Source organism: Actinomadura sp. 3N508 (genome assembly GCF_044326375.1).
In the GTDB taxonomy this organism is placed as follows: domain Bacteria; phylum Actinomycetota; class Actinomycetes; order Streptosporangiales; family Streptosporangiaceae; genus Spirillospora.
Genome location: NZ_JBIRAX010000032.1, coordinates 1 through 3,433 on the forward strand (window position 1 = coordinate 1; position 3,433 = coordinate 3,433).

General features: G+C 58.2%; 2 rRNA genes. Both read left to right on the forward strand.

From position 1 onward, the window contains the following. Positions 1 to 31: 31 nt before the first annotated feature. A 23S ribosomal RNA gene (locus ACH34S_RS41870) occupies positions 32 to 3,146 on the forward strand. 165 nt (positions 3,147 to 3,311) lie between these two features. Further along, positions 3,312 to 3,428, forward strand: a 5S ribosomal RNA gene (rrf, locus tag ACH34S_RS41875). Positions 3,429 to 3,433: the final 5 nt, after the last annotated feature.

Sequence of the window (3,433 nt, forward strand, 5' to 3'; positions counted from 1 at the left end):
TTATCTGCGATTTGTTTTGATCGTTTTGTGTGTTCAAGTTTTTTAGGGCATACGGTGGATGCCTTGGCATCAGGAGCCGATGAAGGACGTGGGAGCCTGCGATATGCCTCGGGGAGTCGGCAACCAGACTTTGATCCGGGGATTTCCGAATGGGGAAACCTGGCACTCGTCATGGGGTGTCGCCGCCGTCTGAATGTATAGGGCGGTTGGTGGGAACGCGGGGAAGTGAAACATCTCAGTACCCGCAGGAAGAGAAAACAATTGTGATTCCGTGAGTAGTGGTGAGCGAAAGCGGAGGAGCCTAAACCGTGCGCGTGTGATAGCCGGCAGGCGTTGCGTGTGCGGGGTTGTGGGACCATCCTGGTCCAGCTGCCGCTGGGTCGAGAAGTTACAAAACATCGTGATAGTCGAATGGCATGGGAAGGCCGACCGTAGACGGTGAGAGTCCGGTAGGCGAAATTGCGATGTCTTCTGGGTGTGTTCCCGAGTAGCACGGGGCCCGTGAAATCCCGTGTGAATCTGCCACGACCACGTGGTAAGGCTGAATACTTCCTGATGACCGATAGCGGACAAGTACCGTGAGGGAAAGGTGAAAAGTGCCCCGGTGAGGGGTCGTGAAAGAGTACCTGAAACCGTGTGCCTACAAGCCGTCAGAGCCTCCTCAGAGGAGACTTGTCTCTTTTGTTGGTGATGGCGTGCCTTTTGAAGAATGAGCCTGCGAGTTATGGTGTGTGGCGAGGTTAACCGGTGTCGGGTAGCCGTAGCGAAAGCGAGTCTGAATAGGGCGATGATAGTCGCATGCTGTAGACCCGAAGCGGGGTGATCTAGCCATGGGCAGGGTGAAGCGCCGGTAAGACGGTGTGGAGGCCCGAACCCACCAGGGTTGAAAACCTGGGGGATGACCTGTGGTTAGGGGTGAAAGGCCAATCAAACTCCGTGATAGCTGGTTCTCCCCGAAATGCATTTAGGTGCAGCGTTGCGTGGTGCTTGCCGGAGGTAGAGCTACTGGATGGCTGATGGGCCCGACAAGGTTACTGACGTCAGCCAAACTCCGAATGCCGGTAAGTTAGCGTGGCAGTGAGACTGCGGGGGATAAGCTTCGTAGTCGAGAGGGAAACAGCCCAGATCATCGGCTAAGGCCCCTAAGCGTGTGCTAAGTGGGAAAGGATGTGGAGTTGCCGTGACAACCAGGAGGTTGGCTTAGAAGCAGCCATCCTTGAAAGAGTGCGTAATAGCTCACTGGTCAAGTGATTCCGCGCCGACAATGTAGCGGGGCTCAAGCACACCGCCGAAGCCGTGGCACCCGTACCGCAAGGTGTGGGTGGGTAGGGGAGCGTCCTGCAGCCGGTGAAGCCTCCGAGTGATCGAGGGGTGGAGGCTGTGGGAGTGAGAATGCAGGCATGAGTAGCGAGTCACACGTGAGAAACGTGTGCGCCGGATGACCAAGGGTTCCTGGGGCAGGCTAATCCGCCCAGGGTAAGTCGGGACCTAAGGCGAGGCCGACAGGCGTAGTCGATGGACAACGGGTTGATATTCCCGTACCCGCTGGTATGCGCCAACGCTGAACCCTCTGATGCTAACCACCCGATCCGGGTTGTGGGCCTTCGGGCCTGCTGTCCCGGGGAGCGTGGGACCCGAGGGGGTAGTAGGTGAGTGATGGGGTGACGCAGGAGGGTAGCTCAGCCCGGGCGATGGTCGACCCGGGGTAAGGCTGTAGGGAGAGAGACAGGTAAATCCGTCTCTCACGTATCCTGAGAGCTGATGCCGAGCCGTTTTAGGTGAAGTGAGTGATCCCATGCTGCCGAGAAAAGCCTCTAGCGAGTGTACCGGCGGCCCGTACCCCAAACCGACTCAGGTGGTCAGGTAGAGAATACCAAGGCGATCGGGTGAACTGTGGTTAAGGAACTCGGCAAATTGCCCCCGTAACTTTGGGAGAAGGGGGACCACGCCCGGTGAACGTCCTTGCGGCGGGAGCTGGGTGGGGTCGCAGAGGCCAGGGGGAAGCGACTGTTTACTAAAAACACAGGTCCGTGCGAAGTCGTAAGACGCGGTATACGGACTGACGCCTGCCCGGTGCCGGAACGTTAAGAGGACCGGTTACATCCCTTTTGGGGGGTGGACGCTGAGAATCTAAGCGCCGGTAAACGGCGGTGGTAACTATAACCATCCTAAGGTAGCGAAATTCCTTGTCGGGTAAGTTCCGACCTGCACGAATGGCGTAACGACTTCCCCGCTGTCTCAACCACAGGCCCGGCGAAATTGCAGTACGAGTAAAGATGCTCGTTTCGCGCAGCAGGACGGAAAGACCCCGGGACCTTCACTATAGCTTGGCATTGGCGTTTGGAGCGTCTTGTGTAGGATAGGTGGGAGACTGTGAAGCCGGCACGCCAGTGTCGGTGGAGTCGTTGGTGAAATACCACTCTGGTCGTTTTGAGCGTCTAACCCGCACCCCTGGATCGGGGTGGGGGACAGTGCCTGGTGGGTAGTTTAACTGGGGCGGTTGCCTCCCAAAGAGTAACGGAGGCGCCCAAAGGTTCCCTCAGCCTGGTTGGCAATCAGGTGGCGAGTGTAAGGGCACAAGGGAGCTTGACTGTGAGACGGACGTGTCGAGCAGGTGCGAAAGCAGGGCCTAGTGATCCGGCACCGGCGTGTGGAAGCGGTGTCGCTCAACGGCTAAAAGGTACCCCGGGGATAACAGGCTGATCTTCCCCAAGAGTCCATATCGACGGGATGGTTTGGCACCTCGATGTCGGCTCGTCGCATCCTGGGGCTGGAGTAGGTCCCAAGGGTTGGGCTGTTCGCCCATTAAAGCGGCACGCGAGCTGGGTTTAGAACGTCGCGAGACAGTTCGGTCCCTATCCGCTGCGCGCGTAGGAGAATTGAGAGGGTCTGTCCCTAGTACGAGAGGACCGGGACGGACGGACCTCTGGTGTGCCAGTTGTCCCGCCAGGGGCACGGCTGGTTGGCTACGTTCGGTCGGGATAACCGCTGAAAGCATCTAAGCGGGAAGCCTTCCTCGAGATGAGTTCTCCCACCCCCTTTGTGGGTGTAAGGCCCCCAAGAGACGATTGGGTTGATAGGCCGGGGATGGAAGCGCCGTGAGGCGTGGAGTCGACCGGTACTAATAGGCCGAGTGGCTTGAACACACAACTCGTTCAATCCAAATCGCTGCAAGAATGAGTGTTCGCGTCCCTGTGTGGTTCCCAGAAAACAACCGGAACCCGCATGTTATAAGTGAAGATTGATGTGCCGGACCTGGTTCGGACACCCTAAGGTTTGCCCACCCCGGTGTAGGGGTGGTGCGTTGGGCGTTCGGTGGTTTTGGCGAAGGGGAAACACCCGGTCCCATCCCGAACCCGGAAGTTAAGCCCTTCAGCGCCGATGGTACTGCATGGGAGACTGTGTGGGAGAGTAGGACACCGCCGGACATTTC